Here is a 23,809-nt window from a genome sequence, read left to right as displayed (position 1 = left end):
AGTTTTCCCTTTTTAAGCGGTCCACCGAATAAGGTAATTCAATAGAAAGCTAGCTATATTTTTCAAGAATATTCTTCAACTCAATAAAAAAGATAGCAGATATCTCTACAGACTATCCGCTATCTTACACCTTTTCTTAATCTGACAGCTTATTCCAAAAATAAGTCTGTTTATTTTTCAAATACAAACTGCTAATCACTGCTATCAGTAAGAAAACGCCCCCGTTTAACAGCCATGGATTGATTTGGAACATCACTGCCGCCACGTAAGCAGCAATAACAATACCACCCAAGATCATCACACCAAAAATCCAAAAAACTAAGGCAAAATTTCCACTTCCGCGAGTGAACAGCTCGCTGATATTGTTCCAAGTTAAATTCAACAACTGATAATCACGAATAAAGAAATGCAGCGAAATTAAAATCGTACCTAGAATGACCCCTGCCATCATGGATAACAATAGTAAAAACGGCAAACGAAAAACCAGTCCTGCCAATAATCCAACTACTCCTGTGATGATGATTTGTACTGTACAGGCAAACCAAAATTTAATCCGCATATAGCTTTTAAAAGATAACGGCAATGAACGGATAAACAAAAAGTTTTCCCGATCTAAAGAAATAATCGAGCTAACAAAAGAGGTCTGGTTGATTGTCATGCCTGCTACAAAAATTCCGACTACAAAAAATACACCAAAAAATTGTAAAGACAGACCTTTAAAAGAAAAATCGCCAGTCGTCATAAACGTGATAAAAAACACGATGGGCATGATTAACGAAGATGAAAGCATCTGCATCACTAAGTTTGGGTTTTTGATCAACTGGATGTTGTAGCCTCGCATCAATTGAACTAGATTCTGATTCTCTTTACGTTTCCGTTTTTTATTTCTACCCTCTTGTGGGGTATCATTAACCGATTGATACAATTTTGGTACAATAGATTTTCTTAAAATGAAGAAAATGATCACTAAACAAACAACGAGACCCAGCACACTTAACAAACCTGCAGCTGAAAATGGTGCAGTAACCGCATAAAAGAACGGCATAAAAGGTGCTAGGGCTGTTTTATCAACAAATTCGCCACTGTAGCTCGTGTTGGTTTGAGAAAAATTAATTAGTAAAATCCCACCAATTGATACGACCATTGACAGCACCAGCATTCCAGTGGTAAAGGTCTTTTTGTGACATGCGAACAGTTTCGTTTGAGTTAAGCCGAAAATAAACAAGCTACATAAGCCAAACAGCAATAAGACAAACGCCACAAACAATAGCAAGCTGGAAAGAATTGCCACTAGAATCATTTGTCCACTGCGCCAAGCAGCTAGAAAGAACACTACCGCTAAAGGAAGCAAGAAAGGTACGATGGTTAATCCCACCACTAAAAATTTCGATAAGAAAACCTCTCCCTGTCGAAAAGGCATCGAGAGATAATTTTCTAAATCACGACTCTCAAAAAAAACATTGAAAATTGCTGACATTGCTTGAGAAAAACCAATCAAACCGAATAGTGCCATGTAATAAGTGAAATAACCTGGAAACTTAGAAAAATCAATCATGAACATAATGCCTACGTAAACAACGAGAAAAATGATTCCTGAAAAAATATAAGAACTTAAGACTCCACGAATCAGTTTTTTCCCAGTCTTCCCTTTTTTACGTGATTGATTGGTTGCTGAAGGATTCACATATAAGATATTCGTTCGCATCAACGCTTTTAATTGCTGAAGCTTCATACCTCTGCCTCCTGCTCTTGGGCTTGTCGTCCGGCCATTTTCAAGTAAACACTTTCTAAAGATTCATTTGGATAATCCTGTAATAACGCATCAACCGAGCCATTATAGATCAATTCACCTTTCTTAAGAATTGCTAATTCGTCACAAAGCTGCTGCGCAGTATCTAAAACGTGAGTAGAAAAAATGACCGTTTTCCCTTTAGCTGCATGCTGTTTCATCATTTCCTTCAAATCAAATGCAGCCTGAGGATCCAATCCTTGCAATGGTTCATCCAAGATCCAAATGTCTGGATCTGGTAGCAATGCACCAATAATAATCGCTTTTTGCCGCATTCCATGGGAAAAGCTTTCTAACGTCTCATCCACATGACTTTGCATATCAAACAGTCCAATTAATTCTTGTAAACGTGCTTCTTCACCACTCAATTCGTAAGCTGCCCGAATCAAATCCCAGTATTCGTTAGCGGTTAGCTGCAAAAACAAATCCGGAGTATCTGGAACATAAGCAATTTTTTTCTTGATATCTAACCGGTTTTCTTTTAAATCCATACCGTCAAAACGAATCGTTCCAGTAGTGGGTTCGATGATACTAACTAAACTTTTAATAGTCGTAGATTTTCCAGCACCATTGTGGCCTAAAAAGCCAAAAATTTCACCATTTTTAATTGACAACGTCAAATTATTTAAAGCTGCTTTTTTTCCATACATTTTGGTTACATCGATTAATTCAATCATCCTGTCACTCCTTTTTTTCTACTATACGTGAAAACCATTTGTCTGACAATGTCTCTTCTGATTTACAATAGAAAAATCGTCTTAATTCCCTGCTTGGTTGCCAGGCTTTTAAGACGATCTTTCATTTTTATTCGGTAACGACTTTTTTCTTCGTCTTTTCACCTGTTTGGAAAAGTGCCTGCAAACATTTAGTTGCCACCATAATTCCTAATCCAAGCAATAAGAAAGCAAAAATCAGCTGCAAACCATCTGACAAGAAAACAAACTGACCTGCCGCAGGGGTTGCTGGAATAGTAACTAAGAAGTGAGTAGCATTTACCAGTTTAGTTACTAGTCCATAAATCGACATGCCTAAAGCCGTGAAGGTAACAGCCAACATAATCCCCATCGGAATATAGAACATGACACCCGATTTTTTCGAGGTTTTCATGTAAACAGCTACTGCAATCATTACCATTGCGGCCAATAACTGATTGGCTGAGCCAAATAGTGGCCAAACACTGTTGTATCCTCCTAAAGCTAAAACAAATCCAGCAGCTAAAGTTACAACTGTTGCCATATATTTATTAGTCAATAGCTTAGCAAGTCCTTTTTCTTTGCCCTCTTCAGAGAAAAATTCCTGTAAAGACATGCGGCCAATTCGAGCCACTGAGTCTAATGAAGTCAAAGCTAAGGCAGAAACACACATAGTCATAAAGCACTGAGCGACCTGAACAGGTAAACCAAACCTAGTTAAAAAGCCCGCTACTGAGCTAGAAAAAATTTGAAATGGTGTTCCTTGTGGTAATTGCCCATTCTGTGCCACTGCTCCTGCTACAACTAGAGCAACAACTGCTAACACACACTCACACATCATCGCCCCAAAACTAATAGGACGCATGTCTTTTTCATTGCGAACTTGCTTAGAAGAAGTCCCTGAAGAAACCAGACTATGGAACCCAGAAACCGCTCCGCAGGCTACAGTAATAAACAACATTGGAAACAAATATTTCACATTACCAGTTGCATCTACAACCGCAAAACCATTAAAAGCATTCAAATCCATCGCTGGATGTTCTACCAGCAAGCCCAATACTGCCGCTATAATCATACCTAACAGCATATAGGTACTCAAAAAATCTCGTGGTGCCATCAACAGCCACATAGGCATAACCGACGCCAAGAATAAATAAGCAAATACAATTAACAACCATGTTTGCTTACTCGCAAAAATTGGAAAAGCAATTCCTAAGGCTAAGGTGCCTAACAATACAACGATTCCGAATATATGCATCACTGCACCCTTCATGTGAACCTTCTTCATTACAAAGCCCACTAAAATCGCAGCGATAATAAACAACATAGAAATTGATGCTGCTGAAGCATTCGCAGTGTTTACACTTTCGGCAACTTCAGGGGTAAAGCCATTAAAAGTAGTCGCCACAATATCACCAAAGGCTGCAATGACTAATAAAGCAAACAGCCAGCAAAACAACAAGAATAGTTTCTTTCCGACCTTACCAATGTATTTTTCAATGATCAGTCCAATTGACTTGCCATCATTTTTTACTGAAGCGTACAACGCACCAAAATCATGGACAGCTCCAAAGAAAATACCGCCAAACAAAATCCACAAGAAGGCTGGCACCCAGCCAAACATCGCGGCGATAATCGGTCCAGTAACCGGTCCTGCTCCAGTAATCGAGGAAAATTGATGACTGAATACAACAAACGCCGGTTCTGGAACATAGTCCTCACCATCTTCCAATCTGATTGCTGGAGTAACTGCTTTAGGGTCAATACCCCATTTTTTCTCAAGCCATTTGGAATAGCCGACATATGCGACGATAAAACAAATAATTGCAACTAACAAAATCATGACACCGCTCATTCGCTCACCCACTCTAATTTTATTTTAATTTATGCCATATGTTCCCACATTTAAATTAGAATGTAAAGAGAATTGCTGAAATTTTCTGATAACTCTGTCTGTTTTTCATAAAACAACCAGTCAATTGAATTCACAAAAAAATAGGCGGCTCGCTGTTAACGATCCGTCTATCCTTTCTCTCCCCAGAGAGTATTTTATTTACGCAAGCTCTTCTTCTTCTGTAATTTTTGCTGGCTCACTGCCTTTTTTCGCGGCAAATGACAAGATTATTCCTAAAGCGATGGAGCTAAATGCCGCCACTGCTACACGAATATCTTCCGGCAACAAGAACACAATCGAATGAACTGGAATCCAAAAGAAAATACCAACTTTCAACCAGTTAAAGGTGACAAAGGTTCCCCAATCAATCCTATTGATTAACCCTTTGAACGTTACATTTTCACGATTATACTTGCTCTCAATCCATAAATCCGCCAATCGATGAAATGTATTCATTGCTGGAGCAAACGTCAAATTCATAATACTACTTCCAAAAATGGCCTGTGCAACAGGTACCTCAAAGAATGGTAATAGATGTCCTGCTTGGGCTTGACCCGCACCACCCATAAAAACAGGAAACACTAGAGTAACCATACAGCCAATGATTCCCCAAACCAATGCACTCCATGCAGTTTTTGAAGATAGTAAATACTCCCCTGAAACAATTCGCTTTCCTAAAACATCGCCCATCGTAGCCAAGATCGCAAATTTGATAAACCCGCTAATGTAATGGTGAGCATTACTCGCACTCAAAATCATTTCCCGCGTACTTGGTACAAGGAACAATGTCAGTGCAATTAAAAACAGCAGGGCCCAAATAATATCTCCCTTTTTCAATGTAATACCCTCCTAGCTTGGCGGTTGATATGATTTATCCATCACCACAACTGCTTTAATAACATCTCCGCCTAATGAGTCAGCTTCTGCTTGGTTAATGTCCTCAAAATCATAGTATTTTACAAACTGATCAAATGGAAACTCACCACGTTTATAGAATTCAATCAAGTTTGGCAAGTGGAATTTAGCAATCGTATCACCAATTAGGACACCACGTATTTTTTTATTACCAAAAACTAAATCAAAGAAAGTATTCACTTCAAAATTATTTTTGGTTACAGCTAACGGAACAAAGGTCCCTGAATTCGTTAATGAATGCATCGCTTGCGTCATAATTGGAGGTACACCGGTTGTGTCAATCGAATAGTCCACTCCGGATCCACCAGTTACTTCCATAATGTAATCTTGAGCACTGGAGTCCTTACTGTTGAACGTATGACTAGCCCCTAATTCTTTCGCTTTATCCAAACGAGCATCATTAATGTCCATCGCAATAATTGGGTAGCAACCTGCAATTTTTGCCGCCATAACTGCCGCAAACCCTACTGCACCAGTTCCGAAAATTGCTACACTTTCACCTACTTTTGGTTTTAAAACACTAAGAATCGCACCACTTCCCGTTCCTAATCCGCAACCTAATGGTCCCACTAAACGCAGGTCAACGTCTTTCGACACTTTTACGATATTTGATTCATCCGTTAAACTGTAGGTAGAAAATGAGGATTGGTTAAAGAAGTTATTCACTTCCTGACCGTCTTCTGTATGAAGCACATATTCTCCTCGTGGATTTTTACCAATATTATTCACTGCAAACCAGCGATCACAAGAAGATGGGTGACCTTCTGCACAATGTTTACATTCTCCACAATAAGCGTAGGATAAAATAACGTGGTCGCCAACCTCAACTGAAGTCACTGCGTCACCTACTTGTTCTACAATTCCTGAGCCTTCGTGTCCTAAAATATTAGGAAATTCCAAACTATTGCCATTTCTTTCACCATAATCTGAGCGACATAACCCAGAAGCGACTATTTTGACTAAAACATCTTTGGCACCCACATCGGCTAATTCCACCTCAGTAATTTCATATGGTGCACCTTTTTCTTTTACTAACGCTGCTTTGATTTTCATTGAGTTGAGCTCCTCTCATTAATTATATCGGAATTGTTGCGCTGTTTCTTGACCTAATGCGACCCGTTCTGCGCCTTTAGATAAGGCAATCATTTCATGTTCACCGGCAACTTCCACCAGTGGTGCAATAAAACCTACCCTTTTTTCTACTTCACTAACTACCAGCTTGGAATGTGCAACTCCGCCAGTTAGTATAATCCGATCCACTTGGCCATTAGTCACTGTCGCTAATCCGCCAATGCCTTTAGCTATCTGATAAATGAAAGCATCATACACAACCTTTAGTGCCTCGTCCCCATCAGCTATTCGTGCTTCAATCTCCCTAGCATCACTTGTTCCAGCATAAGACTTTAGTCCACCCTCGCGCTTGTACAACCGCATCATTTCTTTTTCGGTTTTCTCATAGCATAAGGAAATGATATGCTTCAATGGTACGCCGCCGGTCCGTTCAGTTGAGAAGGGCCCTTCATCATCAGAAATAGAGTCAATCATGCGTCCCTTATGATGAATACTGATGGAATTACCTCCACCTAAATGGGCAACAATCAGGGTGGCTTCGTTATAATCTAATCCCTCTTCCCGTGCAACCTTCATGGCAACCGCACGCATATTCAATGCATGGCCAATACTTTTGCGTTCAATTCCTTCTAGTCCAGAAATTCTGGCAATATCCTCGAATTGGTCGACAGAAACTGGATCATAAATCAATGCAATCGTTTTCTCATTGCCCTTCAGCTTGATTTCGTTCGCTAAAATGGCACCTAAATTGGATGGATGTTCTACAGTCGTTACGTGTTTCAAGTAATGCATCATATCTTCATTTACTTCAAAGGCTCCAGCTGACACAGGCGGTAAAATACCCCCTCGTCCCACCACGGCATCCAGTTCTTTCGGATCAATCTTTCTCTCTTCCATGAAGCTTAAAAGAATGTCCCGGCGAAAATCAATTTGATCAATTGGCCGCTGGAAATGCTGGAGTTCCTCGGTAGTATGAGAAATACTTTGTTCTTCAATGATTTCTCCATCTACATAGTAAGAAACTTTGGTGGAGGTTGAACCCGGATTAATTGCTAAGATTTTCATCTACTCACCCTTTACTGCAATACATTGCAACTAATATGGAATACGCTTTTTCTTCTTCAGTGGAGCCGCGGGAAGTCATCACGATAGGAACTTGAGCTCCCATAATAATTCCTGCCATTTTGGCACCTGCTAAAATCGTCAAGCTTTTCCCTAATACATTCATTGTGGTAATGTCTGGACCTACAACAATATCGGCATCTCCAGCAACTGGACTGTCATAGTGCTTAATTTCAGCAACTTCTTTGCTTAACGAAAGGTCTAAAGAAATGGGTCCATCAATAAAGCAGGAATCTGGTTCCTCTTTTTGAAACTCTTCCATGATCTCTTGTGCTTCAATCGTGGCTGGCACTTTTGGATTGACAACTTCTGCTGCTGCCAACAAACCAACTTTTGGTTTTTCAACTCCGATTTTATTCATGACTTCAATTCCATGCCTAATCAGTACCTTTTTTTCTTCTTTGCTCGGTGCCAATACCATACCACCATCAGTTGTAAGAAGCAGCTTATGGTAAGCAGGAATTTCATTTAAAGCAATGTGACTTAATAACCCACTTTTGGCAATCCCTTTTTCCTTATTCACAATCGCTTTTAAGAATGGACGTGTTTGAATGTGCCCCTTCATTAGAAAGTCGATTTTCCCTTCTTTAACAAGCTCAACGCCTTTTTCGGCACAGGCATCTTCTCCGTCAGCATCGATAACTGTAGCAGAATATCCTAGTTTTTCTAGGATATCTGCAATCGTAGCTTTGGGCCCGATTAAAACAGGATCAAGATATTTCTGAACCTTTGGATTGAAGACCGATTGAATGGTTACTTCATCACTAGCATTTACAACACCAATGCGAATCTTTTGATCACTAGAGAAATTGGCTAACAATTCATCAAATTTCTTCATTTAACTCACCTTAATCCCATGGGGAACCGGTATCTGTCGGTTCAACAGGCATGGCAACGCGAGAAACATTAATCAAGTGCTTATAATTTAAATTTTCGGAAATAATATTGTTGCCCCAAGAACCGCAGCCTAAGGAAACTGTTGGGTTTAAGCCATTGGCTGGTGAACCACCCGCGTCAATAGTTGGCTGATTAATTACAACCCTGCTGACTGGTAACTTTTCACCTGCATAAACCATATGCTCTTTTGTATGAGTGAATACTCCTGCTGAGTGACCAGCTCCTTCTAATAGAAGGTTTTCTTTCGCATAAGCCACTGCTTCTTCAAATGTGTCGTAGCCTTTCAATGCTAAAACGGGCAACATTTTTTCTTTACAGAAGAGTTCTGCTTCACCAACTTTATCTACTCGAACAGCAATAATTTGCGAACCATCTGGAATGGAAATACCAGCTGCTTTTGCGATTACGTCTGGGTCTTGACCAATCATATCTGGGTTTGCGCGGCCTTCTGGGAAGATTGTTTCTCTCAATTTAGCCAAGTCACCCTCATCGGTAATAACCGCTGCTTGTTTGCTCTCTAATGCTTTGAAAACTTCTGCTTCTTTTTCCATTGGATAAATTAAGCTCTGCTGACAAGCACATACAATTCCATTATCAAAGGAACGCCCAATCACTGTTAATTCCGCTGCTGCATCCACATCAAAATCTCGATCCAGAATAGCTTGTACGTTACCAGGACCAACACCGTAAGCTGGTTTGCCGCTTGAATAAGCTGATTTAACCAAGCCTGGGCCTCCAGTCGCAACAATTAAATCAACGGACTTCATTAACTCCTGAGATTTTTCAATGCTAGGTTCTTCAATTACTTGCAGCAAGTCTCTTGGAGCCCCAACACTAACTAAAGCTTCACGCATTAATTCGATCGTTTCTTTAGTGGTTTTCTTCGAGCGAGAGTGTGGTGAGACAATCATGGCATTTTTCCCTTTAAGTGCCATCAATCCGTTTCCTAATGGTGTGATGGTAGGATTAGTCGTTGGTGTCACTGACCCAATTACCCCAACTGGGTGGCCAACCTCAATTAATCCTTCTTCTGGGATTTCACGTAAAACACCGACGGATGGTTTATTCTTCAAAGCTCCAAAAATGTTCGTCGCCATGCCTTGGTTTTTACCGATTTTGTGATCCAAACGTCCGAGACGGGTTTCTTCGATGGCGAACTTTGCTAAAGGTTCTGCTTGATCGAAAACTGCCTTAGAGATTGCCGAAAGCATTTTGTCTGTTTGAGCTTGATCGTAATCGCTGATTTCCTCCATTGCCGCACGTGCATTTTTTACCATTTCTTCAATTGTCATAGCCCTTAAAACTCCCTTCTTTCATTTAAACATACATCGTTGTATGTTTCTTACAACCTCATCATATTCAGGTTTGGAAGCGCTGTCAACATCGTGAAAAAAGTAACTTGTCCATTATTTAACGATGGACAAGTTACTTTAGCAGTTAAATCATTTTAAATATAAATGAAATATTTTGGCTGATGGTTGAAAGAGTGTAATTATCTTTAACTTCCTGTGGAGTAGCTGAACCATACATACCTTCGAAGTAGTTATAAAATAGACTAGCCAGCGCTTGAGAATCAGCTTGATTTAGTCCCTCCTCAGTTAATCCTTCTAAGAAAAATTGATATAAACGATGTTTGGATTCACGAATTTCCTGCAGCAGCTCTTCAAATTCCGAATGAAGTTCGATTGTTTTTAGCGACTGCTGTAGAAATTTAAAGTTCATACTGTTATTGTAAGGAACAAAAATCACCTCAACGACCTTTTCTCTAAAGGTTAATTCTTCATCTTCCATAATTAGTTGTTTTTCAGCCTGAACTTCATTTAAAATTTCTAAAACCAGCTGATAAAAAAGCTCTGTCTTATTGGCGAAGTGCCAGTAGGCTGCGCCACGGCTTACATGAGCGTCCCTTGAGATCTTTTCCAGTGATGTATTTTCGAAGCCTACCTCATAAAAGTTCTTGAATGCGGCATCCATAAGATCTTGCTTGGTAATCTGACTGTCTTTCTTTCGTGCCATGCCTGTCCTCCTCATTAAAAATAACAAAAGAGATATAATTCAATTTGTTTTACATTTTTCAAAAAAAATGTTTAAAAAATCGAATTTCCAAAAGTTTGTGAAATACATCTCTTTTGCTGTTAATAAAAGTACTTCGTATTTCATGAAAAACCAGCTATTTATTCATTTTATTATACCATGGGACAAAGCGAAAGAGAAAACGCTTTAAGAAAAGAGAAAAATCCAATAGCTTTATTCAGCCATTGGATTCTGCATTAACTTCTTTTCAGTCTTACTGGTAACCAAATTTGAAACTCGGCATCGGCCGGATTATTGTCCAGATAGACTTCCATATCTGGTAGTTCCGCGTATTCAAAGCCTGAAGTTGGCAACCATTCGGTGAACACCTGCTTGCCCAATTCTTGAATAGCATGCGGCATCGCACCTCTTCCTGAGAAAATTGCCCATTTTGCTGCGGGAACTTGATATTGCTTAAACCCCGACGGCACCGCATTTGAAGCAACAGCAATCACATATTCCCACTTCTCTTGCACTGCATCAGTCATCATACTAATCCCCAATATTCCAGGACTGGTAGGATCCATTATTGGAAATAATTCCTCTAGCTTGCCTGAAGCCGAGAATTTATTCCAAAATGCTGGAATTTTTTGTTGATTCTCTTCCATACTTTTTCCAAGCTCCAGCCCTACCCCAGTAACATAAAACGCTTCTTTTTCAACCAATTGATATTCCACTGCGTGCACCCCTTTTACTGTAATTGCGAAGGTCAACATGGGATAACTGGTCAGCTTAGCCCCATCTTTCTTAGCTTCTTGTGGAGTAATTCCATGCACAGTCTTAAAAACACGATTAAATGAAGTAGGTGATTCATAGCCGTATTTAATGGCTACATCGATCACCTTTTTCCCCTGCTGCAAATCCACACCAGCTAAGCTCATTTTTCTGCGACGAATGTATTCTCCTAAAGTCACACCAGCGATGTATGAAAACATCCGCTGATAATGATAGGTAGAGCACTTTGCCAGGCGGGCTGCTTCGTCTAAGTCAATCGTTTCGGTTAACTGTTCCTCCACATAACCAATGCTGTCGTTAAACCAATCTAACCATTCCATTTTTATAGTTTCCTCCGACACTTTTAGTTTAAAGGGAATATCCAAGTGCTTCCTCTTTATTCTTGCACACTTTTACGAGGATTGCATCAAAAAGTCAGTTTTTCTAATCGGTCAAAGGCTTCTTTCAATAATTCTTTTGGTTGAGTTGCAGCTAAACGAATATATTGGTCTCCCACAGTTTCCCCAAAGGCTTTTCCGGGTACAAATAGTACACCACTTTTTTCCAACACGGTTTCTACAAATTCCACAGATCCCAAGCCACTATGACTGATATTAATGAAGGCATACATACTGCCCGCAACTGGTGATAAGGACAAGTAAGGAATTTGAGTCACACGTTTTTCAATGTATTCTAAACGTTCACGGAAAATAGCGACATTTTCTGGTACAATTTCTTGATAATGCTCCAAAGCATACATCCCTGCGTGTTGAGAAACCGTTGGTGCCGAATAAGTGACACTTTCATTAATTAATCCAGCAATGTCGTTAACAAAACCTGGAGCAATCATGTACCCAATCCGCCAACCAGTCATAGCAAAGCCTTTAGACAATCCGCTAATAGTAATAGTATTGTCTGGTGCAAACTTTGCCATAGGAACAAAAATTTCTTTGTAAGCGAAATCTTCATAAATTTCATCAGAGATAATGAATAAATCATTTGTGATTGCCACTTCTGCAATTTCTTTTAAAGTTTCCGGTGAGAAGACGGCACCCGTTGGATTGTTGGGAGAGTTGATAACGATCGCCTTAGTTTTTTCTGTAATTGCCTTTTTTAAATCCGTCACATCTAATTGAAACTGATTTTCTTCATAGGTAGGGACTAAAACTGGGGTTCCTCCAGCTAAAAGCACTTGCTCTTTATAAGGAGAGAAGAAAGGCTCATGAATAACCACTTCATCTCCTGGATCTAAAATGGCTTGCATCACTAAGTACATGGCATGCAATGCCCCGACTGTTGCTCGTATTTGACTTGTCTCAAATGATAGATCGTATTTCTTCTTATAATAGGAAGCAATTGCTTCTAAAAATTCTTTTTTCCCAGCTGGTGAAGTATATTTAGTCGCACCATTCTTTAAATCCTGATACGCTGCATCAATAATCGTTTGATGGGTAATGATATCCGGATCACCAATTGATAAATCAATAATATCTTCTGTTTCTTTAGCTAATACAGCAATTTGCATCAACAAATTTTCGGCCGGTTGTTGAAAACGTTGCGCTAATTTTGTTTGATCCATCCTACTTCCCCCTATTTCTATAAAACTTTATTCAGGAAATCCTGTGTCCGTATATTTTGCGGGTGGTCAAAAATTTCTTCTGGTGTACCTTCTTCCTGGATCACACCATCCGCCATAAAAATTACTCGATCAGCTACCTCTTTCGCAAAACCCATTTCGTGGGTCACTACTACCATGGTCATCCCTTTTTCAGCTAAATCCTGCATGACACTCAGCACTTCTCCAACCATCTCCGGGTCAAGAGCTGAGGTTGGTTCGTCAAACAGCATGACATCTGGATTCATGGCTAACGCTCTAGCGATTGCCACTCGCTGCTGCTGTCCCCCGGATAAACTAGAAGGGTATGCCTTCGCTTTGTCGTTTAATCCAACTTGCTCCAACAGTGATAGAGCTTTTTGCTTAGCCTGCTCCGGGTCTTCCTTTTTAACTTTAATCGGTGTGATTGTTAAATTATCCAAAACACTCATATGTGGAAAAAGGTTGAAGTTTTGGAAAACCATCCCCATTTTCTGTCGTAATTGATCAATGTTTACATCCGCTGATGTAATATTTTGTCCTTCAAACGTAATTTCACCAGAGGTCGGTGTTTCTAATAAATTTAAACAACGTAAAATAGTGCTTTTCCCACTGCCGGAAGGACCGATAATTACGACTACTTCTCCCGTATTGACAGTTAAATTAATTGATTTCAATACTTCATTCTCACCAAAAGTTTTAGTTAAGTTCTTTACATTAATCATTAACCCCTAGTCTCCTTTCTGCCAGTCCTAATAGACGTGAAATACAGAAGGTCATCACAAAGTAAATCAGTGAGACGATCACATAAGGCAAGAATGGCTTAAAGCTGGCACCTTGAACCACACCAGTTTGGAAAATCAATTCCGATACCCCAATCACAGATACTACCGAGGATTCCTTAATGATAGTCACAAATTCATTTCCTAAAGCTGGTAAAATATTTTTAATCGCTTGAGGGAAGACGATATAGCGCATTGCTTCTTTTTGATTCATTCCCAATGAGCGTGCTGCTTCGGTTTGCCCCTTATTCACTGCATTAATTCCGGCCCGAACAATTTCTGCAACATAAGCTCCACTATTTAATGAAACAGCGATACAACCTGCAACTAGTTTGGATAAATCTAAGCCTAATACGCCAGTTCCAAAGTACACAATAAAAATTTGAACTAACAGTGGCGTGCCACGAACATATTCAATATAGGCAATGGCTAAAAAGCGTAGAATCTTGTTTTTACTTAATTTCATCAATGCCAACAAGCTGCCGACAATCATCCCAAATAATACTCCCACGAAAGCTAATAAAATAGTGTATTTAGCACCCGTTAGATAGTAAGGTAAGTACTTCTGGAAAAAGGTTTGGTCCTCCTGGAACATTAATTTATTGGCGTCTTTTAAATAGCCATCAAGCAAATTTTGGTCATTAATCTCAGCAATAGATTCATTGACGTGCTGCTTCAACACAGGAGTATTCTTCGAAAGCGCAATGGCCGTAACCTTTTCTCCTTGCTCAAACTCAACTGGAGCAATAGCTACATTATCACTTTGCTGCACATAGGCCTCTGCAATCGGTTCTTCTAAAACTACTGCATCAATTTTCTGGTTAATCAGGTTGTTAATCAAATCGGGTACTTTTTGTAAAGAAGTAACCTCTGATCCAGTCATTTCATTCTTAGCCAGATCTTCTTGTGTTGTTTGCTTTTGAGCACCGACAGGTACACCATTAAAATCAGCTGTTGATTTGAACTTATTGGCATCATCTTTTCGTACTAAAACCTTTTGTTTTACGATGTAATACGGGTCAGAAAAATCTACTTCCTTCAGACGTTCTTCCGTAATCGACATCCCTGAAATAACCATATCGATTTTACCAGTTTTCAAGGCTCCTAAAAGAGCATCAAAACCTAATTCTTCAACTTTTAATTTTACACCCATGTCCTTGGCGATTTTTTCTGCAATCGAGATATCAAAACCGACAATTTTATCCTTGCCGTCAACCTCTGCATGAAATTCATAAGGACCGTAGTCTGCTGACAACCCAACGACTAGCTCCCCGCTTTGTTGAATCCGTTCATAAATCGGATCTGTTTCTTCTGCTTGTGCTGATACAAATGGAAAAATACTTGCCAGTAACATAAGTATCGCTAAGAAGGCTGTTGCTTTTTGTTTCATTCTATCCGCTCCCTAATTAATGAATAATAATAATGATATGCTATGATTTAAGAATAAATATGCATCCTTTAATGGATTTATCCTACCACAAGTTAGAGAGTAAGACAATGGGTTTCTTTTTTACTTCTACGCATAAAAAAATGAGAGCCTTTTTATACAATAAGGCTCTCATTGTGAACTATCAATTTTTACTTAATCGATTCAGCGTAGAGCATAGAAACCGATTCCTTCATATTTCCAGCCAACACTTACCAGCATATCTCTTTCGGCACCATTTACTGTAAAATGGTGGGCGCCGGCTTTTGCATTTGGATTATACAACCGATAAATTGGAATTCCATCATCATTTGCGGATGGGAATGACAACATATCATCTTGCCAGCCAGCTTTTATCAGATGATTTTTTTCGTTTACATCTACTGTATAGTGGTGATCTCCTGCATTAGGATTATATACACGGTAAATTGAAAAATCTTCATACTCATTAGGTGAAACCCAAGCCGTTCCTTCGTCTTGCCAGCCTAAAGTAAATAACGTTCTTGATTCAAACATGCTTGGAGTGTAAAGGTGTTCTCCAGAGTTAGGATTGTACATTCTGTAGACAGGATTACCAGCTGGAACCTCTACTGGAGTAGTTGGATCTTCCCCCGGAGTTTCGCTGGGTTCCTCAGTTGGTTCAACAAAGGGTTCTTCAATAGGAACTGGACCTGCAGGTGATTGCATCTCTTCCGCTTGCACAGACCCAGCAACACAAACAGTAAAACCAGCAACCATCAAAAAGCTTAATACCATTTTTTTCATTTTGACGCCTCCTTTTCTACAAATTATTATACCACGAAGTGAAAAAAGCTAGGAATATTTAACTATATTTTAATATTTTTAGCCTTTTTTATATTCATTATGTATAAAAATTGACCGGCACCTTAGAATTATTGCAGTATAGACTTCAAACGAACAAAGGCTTATACTAAAAAGATGAAAATTTGACGAAAGAAGCGGATATTATGGCAACAAACTTGATTGTACGTGGAGCCCCACAAGAATATGAATTGAAAACAGCAGCTTGGCAGGATTTGCCCAAACATTTAGAACGAAGAAATTTAAGAAAAGTTATGATTATTCATGGAGAGACTTCCTGGCAGGCAGTAAAGGGCTATTTCCCGGACTTGTCAGCTTACGAAACTTCCTTCTATTATTATGGAAAGGACTGCACTGATGAAGCCGCTGACCATTTTGCAAAACTTGCGAAAGAGGATCAGGCTGAGGCACTAATTGCAGTTGGTGGCGGAAAAGTCGCTGATCTGACCAAGCTTACAGCTTATCGTTTGAATTTACCTGTCGTTATTTTACCAACTTTAGCTGCTACCTGCGCTGCCTACACTCCCTTAAGTGTTGTTTATAATCATGAAGGGGTGATGTTGCGGTATGATATTTTCCCTAAGGCAACGGATTTAGTTTTGATTGACCCACAGGTTTTATTGGAATCGCCCTATGAACTGATGGTGGCTGGGATTGGTGATACCTTAGCAAAATGGTATGAATCTGATGCTATCATCTCACAATTAGCAGTTAAGCCGATTGAAATTCAAGTAGCGGAATTTGCTGCCAAAAAAAGGCGGGATATACTGCTTGCTGAAAGCAGTGCTGCATTGCAGGCTATGAAAGAAAAGCAATTGAATCAAGCGTTTATCGACATTATCGAAACGAATATTTTATTAGCCGGTATGGTAGGCGGTTTTGGTGATGAATATGGTCGAACCTCTGGTGCTCATTCTATCCACGACGCTTTAACGGTTTTACCTGATTCTCATAAGCAGCTTCATGGAAATAAAGTAGCTTATGGTATCTTAGTTCAATTGATGATTGAACAGAAGGTTTCAGAAATTCGACAGCTGCTGCCCTTCTATCATCAATTAGGACTGCCGACTAATTTACAAGACATGTCACTTGCGTTGACTGAGAAAGATTACCAACAAGTGGCTGAGCGGGCTGCTGCTCCGGATGAAATGATCCATTTTATGAAAGAAACCATTACACCGGAAGTAATCATTCAAGCTATGAGAGATTTGGAAACTTTAACAACTGACGCATGGTCTTAATCCATGCGTTTTTGTTATGAAAAGTTAATTAGACCCCATCGTTATATACTTCAGCACGCTATAGTGGTTATTTGAATTGGTCTATTAATAAAAAAAGAAGAACGCACCTTTTCAGATGCCTCCTTCAAAATAACTTTCCAGTTTTTACGGCATAAATCGTTAACGAAATCAGAATGAATAACGCTAGCATTTCCAGTAAAACATCACTTGATTTCACCTGGTTCCTAGGACCATTCTTTTCTCTCTTCATACACTATTTTGCCTCCTCATTTCTCTCCCTCACACCTTAACATTTTCGATTGGTCTAGGTAAAGAATAGATGGGTTTGGATCATATGTCGGCTTTAATTCAGCCTGGGGATACTGGCTGAGCAATATTATTGGAAATGTTTCCTTTGTCATTCTTTTTTTGGATGCCTTAAGCAAATTTTTCCCACAGATCGGTGGAGCTAAAGGAACCATGGGATTCTATTTGGGGAGTTTGATGATTTGGCTAGTTGTCCTTCTGGTCTCTCGCGGGATTCGAGCTGCTAATGTCTTAAATGTCCTAGCGACCTTTGCAAAAGTGGTGCCGATTTTTATCGGAATTTTTATTTTGATCGCTCATTTCCGCTATTCAACCTTTTCGGTGGATTTGTTTGCTAAAAATATTCAAACGAACAGTGGTGGTTTGGGTAGTCTTTCTACTCAAGTAAAACATGCTATGCTGCAAACTATGTGGGTTTTCGTGGGAATTGAAGGGGCTGTTGTCCTTTCTGGTCGAGCTAAACGAGCAAAAGATGTAGGTAGAGCTACTTTGATTGGGTACGGAACCACCTTGGCCATTTATGTGTTAATTGTAATGCTGAGCTTTGGCATTTTATCTCAGGAAACATTAATGCAGCTTCCTAATCCTTCTCTAAGCGGTGTGCTAAATGCTGCTGTTGGACCTTGGGGAGCTCGCATGATCGATGTCGGCGTGATTATCTCTGTACTAGGTGCTTGGATTTCCTGGACCATCCTAGCGGCTGAAATTTCTTATGATGCCGCTAACGACCAGATGTTTCCAGCCTTTTTAGGTAAGGAGAATCGACACCAGGCACCCGTCAATGCTCTGATCCTAAACGGCTTGATTATGCAGGTTGTCTTCATTTTCTCGCGTCTAGCCCTGGATGCCTTCCAGGCGGTCACTGATACAGCCACTACGATGGTTTTAATTCCTTATGTTTTATCGGCAGGCTTTTTATGGCGACTTTCTAACAACAAAAAAGTTCATAATCATCGACTTCTGGCTCTTGGTGCTATACTTTACGGAGTCTACATGCTTTACTCATCCGGCTTCATGAACTTGCTCTATTGTGTCGGGATTTATGCTTTGGGCTTCAGCTTTTGGTTGTGGAACAGCCATACTTATCAACGGCCTTTATTTCAGAAGAACAAAGAAAAATATTTATTTGCTGCTATTACAGCATTGGGTATTCTGAGCCTAATTGTGCTGCTGATACAACTCAATGCTTAAGCATTGAACTTGCCCCAGCTCGTCTTTCTAAGTTATTCTGACAATAGGAGGATGATCTTTATGACGCTTATGCTCTTTATCACCATTATCTTTAACTTATTTGCTTTACTGCTGATTGTCATTCGGCCGAAAATTTTCCAAACAAAACTGTTCAAACCAATGATTTACAATTTTAAGCTATCTGTGATTCCTTTGTTCATTTTACTGGGAACTTTAGCACTGCAATTATTTTTTGGCTGGTTATCAGCTGTGACTTCGTTTGAATTGCTAGGAATAATTAGTAGCTTCATCTTAATTATTGGCTTAATTATTTGGTTGATTTTCCTGCCTAATGCTGGATATTTAGTCACAGAATTAAACCTAACCCATCGTGAAATGGATAAAATCGAGGTGCCGATTTGGTACGACATTATTGCTGTGCTGAGCTTGGCTATTTCTGGTGTATTGAATACGGCTTTAAATATTGTTTTGCTGCAATTCACTTTTATTATTTATCTCGATCCTGTTAACATTACCAGTATTAATACTCCTCTATTCTGGTTATTGACCTGGCTGGTTTTCCCTGTACTAAGCTTTGGCATTTATTTAGGTCGTTATATTCGCTTTTATACTTGGGATTTGTTTCATCCAATCCAGTTTCTTCAAAAGTTGTTGAAACACTTTCGTGAGAAAGAGCATCGCCGGGATGCCTTTTTGTTCACCCTGTTGTACGGATTATTCTTTGCTCTGTTTTATGCTGTAACTTTCTTAAATCCTTTGTGGCAGATGCTGCGCTAAAAAAACGTCAATCATTTGCCTGATGGCTATTGATTGACGTTTTTCTTATTTAATTGCTTGTTTTTACCCTCTTGCCAGTTTTGGATCAATAGAGTTATACACAATATTTCGATCAGCTGCATTAAAGGAACACCTGCACCAGTATAAAAAGACATAAAAATTCCTTTTCCGCCAGGTGCCCAGGTTGCAAACCAGGATACTCCGAAAAGATACAACAAATAAGTTAGGCCTAAACCAGTAATGATAAGTAAAAATGGAAACAACCGACTCCGTTCACCTTTATTAGTTGTTTTGATAAATGACTTGATTGAAAATAGATAGATGATCAGTGATACTACTACTAAAAATAGTGATAGTATTTTGTAGACTTTGATAATAGCATTGCCAACTAAAACATAGGATTTGGTTCTTTCGTATTCAAAGCTGGTTTGCACAGAAGCCATTGCTAACGGCTGAACATTTAGCAGGTCCAGAATATCAATAGCTGGTGAGCCAGGGATGAAAATGGATCCTCCATAGCTAGTGTTATAACTTGTATAAATAGCAGTTTCACGGATTCCAGCTACTGCGTAGGTCAACACCTTAGGAATATCTGCTGCACGTTTCCCATTGCTTTGTTTCGAAATAAAGATGGTTTTCTTTTTTTCGAACTTTCCTTCATCAAAAGCAGTCCGTAATTCTTGGGAAATTTTTTTAAAGACCCGTTCATTTTCGGCACCTGATTTGTACAAGCCGCCTCGCTTAAATGCATCTCTCAGTCCCCAAATAGTCATATCGCCGGGAACTTCGTCAATTTCCAACGGCCAAGTATCCGGCCAAAAAGATTCTTCCTGCATCCAGTGAATCTCATCATGATATTCGGCTAAGGTTGGAGAAGCTTCCATGGCCTTCTCAAACGTATTTTTGGATACCCAAACAGCCTCATTGTTCACAATTTCAGGACTGTCCCATTTGCTGTTATCAATTTGAATCAAATACTTGGTTATCTCAGCAAAAGAAGTTTTGGTTCGATCATTCACAGTAAAAATTTGATAATGCTTAAAATTTATCTGTGAAATTCCTAGAGTAACCAGCAGCAAAGAAAACAGCGGCATTGCCAATAATAATGTTCGCGTTAATAAACCGACAATCATAGGTTTGTTTGCTTTTCTTAAATAATGCAGTCGATCGAAAAGCAGCATAAGGATAACCGTTGCATAAAGCGGAACAATCCAAATTGAATCTTCACGCAAATACCAGAAAAAAGGCAGAACCATGACTTGCAGCAGCAGCCACGGCAGTTGATTTTTCATTGGAGCCCTTCTTCTTAGATACATACCGATAATTCCCGCCAATAATAGCAAAACCGTTCCGAAAACTAAACTATTGCGATAAATTCGCAAAGAAAAATCCGAAGACAAGGTAATCGGTGAATAGATCAAAAATAAATAACTGATACCCAGAATAGTTTTCTTCTTGATAAGGGGCTTAAGCGCTATAATTATTCCGGCACTCGCTAAAATATTAAACAACACTAGAAAAATTGGATACGGAATTCGGCTAAAATGATTGACCAACAAAAAGAAGGTATAGGAAAAGCCTTTTGACAAGGTTTCGATGTCATAAGGCCCTAACCATTTACCGTCTAAAATGAACAGCGCCTGATTAATTGATAATGCGTCGTCATATTCTGCTTGCATATATACCTTTACAGGAATGAGGTACGCTAAGATAATTCTAAAGAGAGTGGCGGCAATGAGTACAAGAAAAAAAAGTCTCACTTTGTTATTTTTCATAAATTCCTCCGAGATTGTTACAATCCATTTAGTATACAACAAAAAACAAACTAAATGTTAGTTTTTCGATAAGGAATCATTTTTTTCATAGGAATTGCTGGCTGACCAATCGTTTTTTGCAGCCAGTAGACGTCATGCCAGCGCTCAAACTTGTAACCAATTTTTTTAAACACACCTACTTGCTGATAGCCTAATTTTTCATGAAATTGAATGCTGTGGGTATTGCCGCCAGTAATGCAAGCAGTCAGTATCAAGATATTTTGCTTGCTCAGTTCTGTTTCTAACGCTTGATACAATTGTTTGCCAATTCCTTGTCCTTTGGCCTTCTCTGACAAATAAACAGTCACTTCCACACTCCAATTGTAAGCATCCCGTTCTTTATATGCATGAGCATACGCATAACCTAGGATTTCACCTTGATCGTTTTCAGCCACTAGATAAGGGTAATCTTTTAAGGTAGAGGTGATACGTTGAGTAAACTCCTTCACACTGGGAACCTCATATTCAAAAGTTATCGCTGTATCCGTTACATAAGGCGCATAAATAGCCAACAAAGCTGGCGCATCAGCTGGATTTGCTAAGCGAATGTCCATTTTCTCTTCCTTTCTCTATTTCAGAGTTTTTACCATGATTAGATCCGTTTGTTCGTCATCACCCATCCAAAAGGAATGTGAGGTTACTTGTTGAAAGCCCAACTTTTTATAAAAGCCTAGAGCTGGTTCATTTTTCTCCCAAACCCCTAACCAAACAGATGACTTGTTCTTTTCTTGTGCAATGGTGATAGCTTTTGCGATGAGTCTTTTTCCTAATCCTTGACCTTTAAAGGCTTTATCAACATAGATTCGTTCAATCTCTAAGGCATTCTCGGCAATGTCTTCTGTTTGAGCTTGATCGATATTTACTTTTAAGTAGCCCGCCAGCTGATCCTCTGTGTAAATGAAAAAGAAAGTGGAATCTGGTCGTTGCAGCTCTGCTGCTAATTTCGTTAATTGAAAAGCCTCAGAGACGTAAGCTTCCATATTCTCTGGTGTATTTTGTGCACTGAAAGTATCATTAAACGTTTGAAGACTCAGTTTCTGTAATTTTTTTACTTCTAAATCGTTGATTACTTTTATTTGTATTGCCACACCCGATTCCCCCTTTTTTCTGCTAATCTTACCGAAACAAGTCGAGGGATTCAAGAGCTGTGAGCAAATTTCTATCTTTCCACCCAAACATTTTCAATGAACGTTTTTCTACGTTGCGCATTGCGTGCATAATTTTCGGGATGCTTCTTGTAATACTCCTGATGTTCTTCTTCTGCTAAGTAAAAAGCAGCTGCTGGTTCGATACTAGTAACAATTGGTTCTCTAAATTTACCGCTATCAGATAAAGCTTGCTTACTTTTTTCAGCAATCTGTTTTTGTTCTTCATTAAAGTAGAAAATCATAGGACGATAGTTGTCGCCGCGATCTTCGAATTGACCAAAAGCATCTGTGGGATCGGTTTGCTGCCAATAAAGCTCGACTAACTCTTCATACGAGATTTGTTCAGGATCAAAAATAATCTCTACTGCCTCGGTATGTCCGGTTTGATGACTTTTTACTTGTTGATAAGTAGGGTTTTCTAAATGTCCTCCTGTATAGCCAGAAAATACTGAATGAATGCCTGGCAAAGCATCAAAAGGTTTAATCATGCACCAAAAACACCCTCCAGCAAAAATCGCACGTTCCATTATTCATTCCTCCACTTCGTTTTTTTCAATTTGTGTATCATTTATTTGCTAACCGGAATTACCGAGCCGCCCCACTTTTCTTCGATCCAAGCTTGTACTTCTTTGTCTTGCAAAGCTGCCACCAGCTTTTTCACTCGGGGATCGTCTTTGTCTTCGGTTCTAGTAGCAATAATATTTACATAGGGTGAGTCTTGGTCTTCTAACATTAAGGAGTCCTTCACCGGATTCAACCCTTTTTCATAAGCAAAGTTAGAATTGATTGCAACTAAATCGCCCTCTTTGTTTTCATAAGCTGTCGCCAATAGGGTAGGCTCTACATCATGCTTAAAGACTAATTTTTTTGGATTATCGGTAATATCATCAAAGGTTGCCTTATCAATTGCAACACCTTCCTTAACCTTAATCAAACCATTCTCTTCAAAAATTCGTAGTACTCTTCCCCATTCTGAGGCTACATTGGACACAATCACTGTCGCACCTTCTGGAATATCGGCTACATTTTTTATATCGTGGGAATAAATGCCCATCGGTTCTAAATGAATACCGGCCACATTAGCAAAATCGTAATTATTTTCGGCTTTCTGTAAATTGAAGTAGGGAACTGTCGAGAAGTAGTTGGCATCAATTTCTCCTTCCGCCAATGATTTGTTAGGTAGAATGTAATCATCAAACTTCACAATCTCCAAATTAACCCCTTCTTTTTTCAGCAGCGGCTTGATATGCTCTAAAATTTCAGCATGAGGTGTTGGAGAAGCTCCGACCTTTAATGTATCTGTATCACTGCCCGTCGCTTTGTTACTGCAACCAGCTAATAATAAAAGTCCCGTTAAAGCTAAAAATCCGACTATTTTTTTCATTCTTATTTTCCTCCTTTTTATCAATGAAATGCAAAAAAAGCATTCATCCCTTGACCTGTTAAATGCTTAACAGCCCAAGGGACGAATGCTTTCGCGGTACCACCCTTATTCGTATTAGTTCTCTAATACCTCACCCGTACATACTTAGCCTTGACTA

Annotated in this window: 23 protein-coding genes and 1 other annotated feature (1 of these 24 running past the window's edge); of the genes, 3 read left to right on the top strand and 20 right to left on the bottom strand. The window is 39.3% G+C overall.

What is annotated here, in order from left to right; genetic code table 11:
- Positions 1–136: 136 nt before the first annotated feature.
- From IGI49_RS22875 to IGI49_RS22810, 14 genes are all read right to left on the bottom strand, one after another.
- The gene (locus IGI49_RS22875; protein WP_429965323.1) at positions 137–1,732 is read right to left on the bottom strand and encodes an ABC transporter; all 1,596 of its coding nucleotides are present in this window, start codon (positions 1,730–1,732) and stop codon (positions 137–139) included.
- Positions 1,729–2,466 carry an ABC transporter ATP-binding protein gene (locus tag IGI49_RS22870; protein ID WP_207704935.1) on the bottom strand — a complete coding sequence of 246 codons (738 nt, stop codon included), beginning with the start codon at positions 2,464–2,466 and terminating at the stop codon, positions 1,729–1,731. The genes IGI49_RS22875 and IGI49_RS22870 overlap by 4 nt, the downstream gene beginning before the upstream one ends.
- 127 nt (positions 2,467–2,593) lie before the next feature.
- Positions 2,594–4,336 carry a carbon starvation CstA family protein gene (locus tag IGI49_RS22865; protein WP_429965324.1) on the bottom strand — a complete coding sequence of 581 codons (1,743 nt, stop codon included), beginning with the start codon at positions 4,334–4,336 and terminating at the stop codon, positions 2,594–2,596.
- A gap of 198 nt (positions 4,337–4,534) precedes the next feature.
- Complete coding sequence (locus tag IGI49_RS22860) at positions 4,535–5,212, bottom strand: hypothetical protein (protein ID WP_429965325.1); 678 nt, start codon at positions 5,210–5,212, stop codon at positions 4,535–4,537.
- A 12-nt stretch (positions 5,213–5,224) separates the two neighbouring features.
- A complete protein-coding gene (locus IGI49_RS22855) occupies positions 5,225–6,343 on the bottom strand; it encodes an NAD(P)-dependent alcohol dehydrogenase (RefSeq protein WP_429965326.1) in 1,119 nt (372 codons plus the stop codon).
- Positions 6,344–6,361: 18 nt separating this feature from the next.
- A complete protein-coding gene (buk, locus tag IGI49_RS22850) occupies positions 6,362–7,426 on the bottom strand; it encodes a butyrate kinase (protein ID WP_429965327.1) in 1,065 nt (354 codons plus the stop codon).
- 4 nt (positions 7,427–7,430) lie between these two features.
- A complete protein-coding gene (locus IGI49_RS22845; RefSeq protein WP_429965328.1) occupies positions 7,431–8,321 on the bottom strand; it encodes a phosphate acyltransferase in 891 nt (296 codons plus the stop codon).
- A 10-nt stretch (positions 8,322–8,331) separates the two neighbouring features.
- Positions 8,332–9,672: an aldehyde dehydrogenase family protein gene (locus IGI49_RS22840; protein WP_429965329.1), complete on the bottom strand. Its 1,341-nt coding sequence runs from the start codon at positions 9,670–9,672 to the stop codon at positions 8,332–8,334.
- A gap of 145 nt (positions 9,673–9,817) precedes the next feature.
- Positions 9,818–10,396, bottom strand: coding sequence for a TetR/AcrR family transcriptional regulator (locus tag IGI49_RS22835; protein WP_207704942.1), 579 nt, complete (start codon positions 10,394–10,396; stop codon positions 9,818–9,820).
- A 254-nt stretch (positions 10,397–10,650) separates the two neighbouring features.
- Positions 10,651–11,508, bottom strand: coding sequence for an AraC family transcriptional regulator (locus tag IGI49_RS22830; protein ID WP_429965330.1), 858 nt, complete (start codon positions 11,506–11,508; stop codon positions 10,651–10,653).
- A gap of 86 nt (positions 11,509–11,594) precedes the next feature.
- Positions 11,595–12,746, bottom strand: a complete 1,152-nt coding sequence (locus IGI49_RS22825; protein WP_429965331.1) for a pyridoxal phosphate-dependent aminotransferase — start codon at positions 12,744–12,746, stop codon at positions 11,595–11,597.
- 17 nt (positions 12,747–12,763) lie between these two features.
- Entirely contained in the window at positions 12,764–13,486 is a 723-nt protein-coding gene (locus tag IGI49_RS22820) for an amino acid ABC transporter ATP-binding protein (RefSeq protein ID WP_207704945.1), read from the bottom strand.
- Positions 13,479–14,933 (bottom strand): ABC transporter substrate-binding protein/permease, encoded by a 1,455-nt coding sequence (locus IGI49_RS22815; RefSeq protein ID WP_429965332.1) that lies wholly within the window; start codon positions 14,931–14,933, stop codon positions 13,479–13,481. Before IGI49_RS22815 ends, IGI49_RS22820 begins: the two co-directional genes overlap by 8 nt.
- 201 nt (positions 14,934–15,134) lie before the next feature.
- The gene (locus tag IGI49_RS22810) at positions 15,135–15,734 is read right to left on the bottom strand and encodes a hypothetical protein (RefSeq protein ID WP_429965333.1); all 600 of its coding nucleotides are present in this window, start codon (positions 15,732–15,734) and stop codon (positions 15,135–15,137) included.
- A gap of 203 nt (positions 15,735–15,937) precedes the next feature.
- On the opposite strand from IGI49_RS22810, the gene IGI49_RS22805 reads away from it, so the two are divergent.
- The gene (locus tag IGI49_RS22805) at positions 15,938–17,032 is read left to right on the top strand and encodes an iron-containing alcohol dehydrogenase family protein (RefSeq protein WP_429965334.1); all 1,095 of its coding nucleotides are present in this window, start codon (positions 15,938–15,940) and stop codon (positions 17,030–17,032) included.
- A gap of 124 nt (positions 17,033–17,156) precedes the next feature.
- On the opposite strand, the gene IGI49_RS22800 is transcribed toward IGI49_RS22805, so the two are convergent.
- Positions 17,157–17,282: a hypothetical protein gene (locus IGI49_RS22800; RefSeq protein WP_429965335.1), complete on the bottom strand. Its 126-nt coding sequence runs from the start codon at positions 17,280–17,282 to the stop codon at positions 17,157–17,159.
- A gap of 65 nt (positions 17,283–17,347) precedes the next feature.
- On the opposite strand from IGI49_RS22800, the gene IGI49_RS22795 reads away from it, so the two are divergent.
- Both IGI49_RS22795 and IGI49_RS22790 read left to right on the top strand, forming a co-directional pair.
- Positions 17,348–18,529, top strand: a complete 1,182-nt coding sequence (locus IGI49_RS22795) for an amino acid permease (protein ID WP_429966072.1) — start codon at positions 17,348–17,350, stop codon at positions 18,527–18,529.
- A 60-nt stretch (positions 18,530–18,589) separates the two neighbouring features.
- Positions 18,590–19,306 (top strand): DUF1361 domain-containing protein, encoded by a 717-nt coding sequence (locus tag IGI49_RS22790; protein WP_429965336.1) that lies wholly within the window; start codon positions 18,590–18,592, stop codon positions 19,304–19,306.
- Positions 19,307–19,332: 26 nt separating this feature from the next.
- On the opposite strand, the gene IGI49_RS22785 is transcribed toward IGI49_RS22790, so the two are convergent.
- From IGI49_RS22785 to IGI49_RS22765, 5 genes are all read right to left on the bottom strand, one after another.
- On the bottom strand, positions 19,333–21,081 hold the full coding sequence (locus tag IGI49_RS22785; RefSeq protein ID WP_429965337.1) for a hypothetical protein: 1,749 nt from the start codon (positions 21,079–21,081) through the stop codon (positions 19,333–19,335).
- 50 nt (positions 21,082–21,131) lie between these two features.
- The gene (locus IGI49_RS22780) at positions 21,132–21,674 is read right to left on the bottom strand and encodes an N-acetyltransferase family protein (RefSeq protein WP_429965338.1); all 543 of its coding nucleotides are present in this window, start codon (positions 21,672–21,674) and stop codon (positions 21,132–21,134) included.
- A gap of 15 nt (positions 21,675–21,689) precedes the next feature.
- Positions 21,690–22,208: a GNAT family N-acetyltransferase gene (locus IGI49_RS22775; protein WP_207703824.1), complete on the bottom strand. Its 519-nt coding sequence runs from the start codon at positions 22,206–22,208 to the stop codon at positions 21,690–21,692.
- Positions 22,209–22,279: 71 nt separating this feature from the next.
- Complete coding sequence (gene msrA / locus IGI49_RS22770) at positions 22,280–22,795, bottom strand: peptide-methionine (S)-S-oxide reductase MsrA (protein ID WP_429965339.1); 516 nt, start codon at positions 22,793–22,795, stop codon at positions 22,280–22,282.
- 41 nt (positions 22,796–22,836) lie between these two features.
- Positions 22,837–23,652: a MetQ/NlpA family ABC transporter substrate-binding protein gene (locus tag IGI49_RS22765; protein ID WP_207703826.1), complete on the bottom strand. Its 816-nt coding sequence runs from the start codon at positions 23,650–23,652 to the stop codon at positions 22,837–22,839.
- Between the two features lie 74 nt (positions 23,653–23,726).
- Positions 23,727–23,809: a binding site (T-box leader), on the bottom strand; it runs 161 nt beyond the window's last position.

It is taken from the genome of Enterococcus sp. AZ071 (assembly GCF_050499065.1).
Taxonomy (GTDB): domain Bacteria; phylum Bacillota; class Bacilli; order Lactobacillales; family Enterococcaceae; genus Enterococcus_A; species Enterococcus_A ferrettii.
The sequence above is the reverse complement of the archived record's forward strand: the minus strand, read 5'-3'. Positions and strand labels throughout refer to the sequence as shown.

Coding starts and splice junctions, on each gene's coding strand:
- IGI49_RS22830 (WP_429965330.1), bottom strand. CDS start 11,508: ATGGAATGGTTAGATTGGTTTAACGACAGCATTGGTTATGTGGAGGAA.
- IGI49_RS22840 (WP_429965329.1), bottom strand. CDS start 9,672: ATGACAATTGAAGAAATGGTAAAAAATGCACGTGCGGCAATGGAGGAA.
- IGI49_RS22820 (WP_207704945.1), bottom strand. CDS start 13,486: ATGATTAATGTAAAGAACTTAACTAAAACTTTTGGTGAGAATGAAGTA.
- IGI49_RS22805 (WP_429965334.1), top strand. CDS start 15,938: ATGGCAACAAACTTGATTGTACGTGGAGCCCCACAAGAATATGAATTG.
- IGI49_RS22865 (WP_429965324.1), bottom strand. CDS start 4,336: ATGAGCGGTGTCATGATTTTGTTAGTTGCAATTATTTGTTTTATCGTC.
- IGI49_RS22790 (WP_429965336.1), top strand. CDS start 18,590: ATGACGCTTATGCTCTTTATCACCATTATCTTTAACTTATTTGCTTTA.
- IGI49_RS22825 (WP_429965331.1), bottom strand. CDS start 12,746: ATGGATCAAACAAAATTAGCGCAACGTTTTCAACAACCGGCCGAAAAT.
- buk (WP_429965327.1), bottom strand. CDS start 7,426: ATGAAAATCTTAGCAATTAATCCGGGTTCAACCTCCACCAAAGTTTCT.
- IGI49_RS22765 (WP_207703826.1), bottom strand. CDS start 23,652: ATGAAAAAAATAGTCGGATTTTTAGCTTTAACGGGACTTTTATTATTA.
- IGI49_RS22875 (WP_429965323.1), bottom strand. CDS start 1,732: ATGAAGCTTCAGCAATTAAAAGCGTTGATGCGAACGAATATCTTATAT.
- IGI49_RS22780 (WP_429965338.1), bottom strand. CDS start 21,674: ATGGACATTCGCTTAGCAAATCCAGCTGATGCGCCAGCTTTGTTGGCT.
- IGI49_RS22785 (WP_429965337.1), bottom strand. CDS start 21,081: ATGAAAAATAACAAAGTGAGACTTTTTTTTCTTGTACTCATTGCCGCC.
- IGI49_RS22835 (WP_207704942.1), bottom strand. CDS start 10,396: ATGGCACGAAAGAAAGACAGTCAGATTACCAAGCAAGATCTTATGGAT.
- IGI49_RS22845 (WP_429965328.1), bottom strand. CDS start 8,321: ATGAAGAAATTTGATGAATTGTTAGCCAATTTCTCTAGTGATCAAAAG.
- IGI49_RS22800 (WP_429965335.1), bottom strand. CDS start 17,282: ATGAAGAGAGAAAAGAATGGTCCTAGGAACCAGGTGAAATCAAGTGAT.
- IGI49_RS22810 (WP_429965333.1), bottom strand. CDS start 15,734: ATGAAAAAAATGGTATTAAGCTTTTTGATGGTTGCTGGTTTTACTGTT.
- IGI49_RS22815 (WP_429965332.1), bottom strand. CDS start 14,933: ATGAAACAAAAAGCAACAGCCTTCTTAGCGATACTTATGTTACTGGCA.
- msrA (WP_429965339.1), bottom strand. CDS start 22,795: ATGGAACGTGCGATTTTTGCTGGAGGGTGTTTTTGGTGCATGATTAAA.
- IGI49_RS22870 (WP_207704935.1), bottom strand. CDS start 2,466: ATGATTGAATTAATCGATGTAACCAAAATGTATGGAAAAAAAGCAGCT.
- IGI49_RS22855 (WP_429965326.1), bottom strand. CDS start 6,343: ATGAAAATCAAAGCAGCGTTAGTAAAAGAAAAAGGTGCACCATATGAA.